The 2,737-nt window shown below is 50.3% G+C and carries 1 protein-coding gene and 2 pseudogenes; all 3 read left to right on the top strand.

All coding sequences use genetic code 11. From position 1 onward, the window contains the following. Positions 1-246 precede the first annotated feature (246 nt). Complete coding sequence (locus A9G06_RS21190) at positions 247-1,716, top strand: aerolysin family beta-barrel pore-forming toxin (RefSeq protein ID WP_069556544.1); 1,470 nt, start codon at positions 247-249, stop codon at positions 1,714-1,716. 195 nt (positions 1,717-1,911) lie between these two features. Beyond that, positions 1,912-2,241 (top strand): annotated as a pseudogene (locus A9G06_RS21185) (transposase); the annotation flags it as partial. 116 nt (positions 2,242-2,357) lie between these two features. Beyond that, positions 2,358-2,654 (top strand): annotated as a pseudogene (locus tag A9G06_RS21800) (helix-turn-helix domain-containing protein); the annotation flags it as partial. Between the last annotated feature and the right edge of the window lie 83 nt (positions 2,655-2,737).

Below are 2,737 nucleotides of genomic sequence, written 5' to 3'. Positions count from 1 at the left end.
AACTGGACTGAGTTCCCTTCCTCCTGTGATCTACTATTCGAAACGGCTATTTAAATAATCTCTCCCACAATATTTATGACTTATCAATCAATAAAGTCATCACTCTAATTATTTTAATTTTACAACTATATTTAATTTCTCATGACTAGATTTTTATGTTTTACTTCGCCCCCCAGAGCGGGACTCGTTGGAGTTCTTTTTGGGGGCTTATAGACTAATTAACAATACGTTTATGAAAGAGGGTTAATGATGAATAAGGTAATTTCGGTCAATATTATACTGCTAAGTACTATATTTATGCTTATGAAGGTGCGGGCTGCTGAACCTATTTATCCCGCTCAGGTCAAATGGTATGGACTGGGGCAGGGCGTCTGTGCCAATGGCTATCGGCCCCTGACCCGTGATGAAGCCATGAGCATCAAGAATAGCTTGGTCAGCCGCATGGGTCCATGGCAGATCACCGGGCTGGCCGACGGCTGGGTGATCATGGGGCCGGGATATAATGGTGAAATCAAGAAAGGTCTCGTAGGTGCAGGAGAGAGCTGGTGCTATCCCAATTCGCCGGTTTCTGGAGAAATACCGACACTATCTGATTGGAATATTCCGGCGGGAGATGAGGTCGATGTTCAATGGCGTCTTGTCCATGATAATGATTATTTTATCAAGCCGGTCAGTTATCTTGCCTATTTTTTGGGGTATGCTAGGGTCGGTGGAAATCATAGTCCCTATGTCGGGGAAGATATGGATGTCACCCGATTGAGCGATGGTTGGTTGATAAAGGGAAATAATGACGGTGGCTGTTCAGGATATCGTTGCGGGGAGAAGAGTTCCATAAAAGTAAGCAACTTTTCATATACCCTGGACCCCGATTCCTTTAGTCACGGTCAGGTCACCGAGAGTGGCAAACAACTGGTCAAGAACATCACAGCCAATGCGATCAACAACACCGACCAGCCCCAGCAGGTGGTGGTGACTCTGAAGTACGACAAGTCCACCAAGTGGTCGAAAACCGATACTTACAGTTTGGGTGAATTGGTCGAGATCAAGACCAGCTTCCAGATTCCGCAGGTTTCCAAGACTGAATACTCGGTAGAGATCTCCTCCACCCAGAGCTGGGCTTCCCAGCAAGGTGAAGAGACCAGAGAGACTGTCTTGGTTGAAGCGCGTCCCACGGTGCCGCCTTACTCCAGCCTGCCGGTGCGGATTGCTCTCTACAAGTCCAACATCTCCTATCCCTATGAGTTCAAGGCCGAGGTCAATTATGACCTGACCATGAAGGGCTTCCTGCGCAGGAACGGGAATGCCTGGAATACCCATCCTGAGAATCGCCCCACTAGTGAGCACACCTTTGCCGTCGGCCCGTTCCGCGACAAGGCGAGCAGCATCCGCTACCAGTGGGACAAGCGTTATATCCCGGGTGAAATGAAGTGGTGGGACTGGAACTGGGCCATCAGCGAGTATGGTTTGTCGACCATGCAGAGCAATCTGGGGTTGGTGCTGCGTCCGGTCCATGCCAGTGTCACTGGCGACTTCTATGCCGAGAGTCAGTTTGCGGGCGATATTGAAATCGGCTTGCCACCGACCACTTCCACGAAGGCTTTGCTGCGCAGCGCATCTGTCAATAAGGTGGAGCTCACCGATTTGAAACTGGATAGAAAAACCCTTGCCAGCGAAGGCTTTGGCAATGTCAGTCTAACTCTGGCGCCGGCACATTGATCCAAGGGGTAAAGCCCATGACGGAGTGACCCTGTTTTCGTATCCATCTTGCTAAAGGGTGCCATTGTGGCCCCTTTTTCATTCTTCTTGATGTCGCCTCTTTTTGTCACAGGAACTGGTAGGGTGGTAATCTCCCCGAAAACTGAGGTGCTCATAAGTAGAATGTTCCCGTACTGCGAATGCAGGATGTTCTACATGAAAACATCACGTTTTAGCGATGCGCAGATCATCGCCATCCTCAAACAGGCTGAGTCTGGTTCACCCGTCCCTGAGCTCTGTCGTGAGCATGGCATCAGCTCCGCTACCATTCTCCAAATGGCGCTCCAAATTCGGTGACATGGATACCTCCCTCATGGCGCGCCTCAAAGAGCTGGAAGAGGAAAATCGTCGCCTTAAGAAGATGTATGCCGATGAGCGCCTCAAGGCAGAGATCATCTCCGAGGCAATGGCAAAAAAGTGGTAACGCCATTTGCCCGCAGGGCTATGGCGAGCAAGGCCGTGACTCATTACGCATTTCTATCCGCCTAGCTTGCTAAATAGCTGTTCCAAATAGTAGATCACTGGAGGAAGGGAACTCAGTCCAGTTTGTGCGATCTCATTTGTCGCCAAACAAAACAAGCCACACCCAAAGGACTGAGTTGATGCCTATCCTACCACCCCTGCCACGACCACAACGGCGCCGCATTCACAAAATCATCCATGCCACCCGTGATAAAGGGCATGCTCGTCGCTTGATGGCCATTTTGCTGTTACATGAAGGACGCACGATCACTGATGTTCATCACCTTACCGGCGCAGCTCGCTCGACCATCGGTCGTTGGCTTCGGTGGTATCGGGATGAAGGTGTGGGTGCGTTAGAAGCCTTACCGGCTGGCCGTGCCCCGGTCTTACCTGTCGCCAAGATTGTCACCTTACTGGTGCTGCTCATGCAGTTTTCTCTGTAGTGGTCTAATCATCCCGGACACCATTTTAGGTGGTACAGTCGCCACCATGACCTGAGGTGTTCAATGACAAGATTACG

It is taken from the genome of Aeromonas sp. DNP9, from assembly GCF_001728955.1.
GTDB lineage: Bacteria > Pseudomonadota > Gammaproteobacteria > Enterobacterales > Aeromonadaceae > Aeromonas > Aeromonas veronii.
The sequence above is the reverse complement of the archived record's forward strand: the minus strand, read 5'-3'. Positions and strand labels throughout refer to the sequence as shown.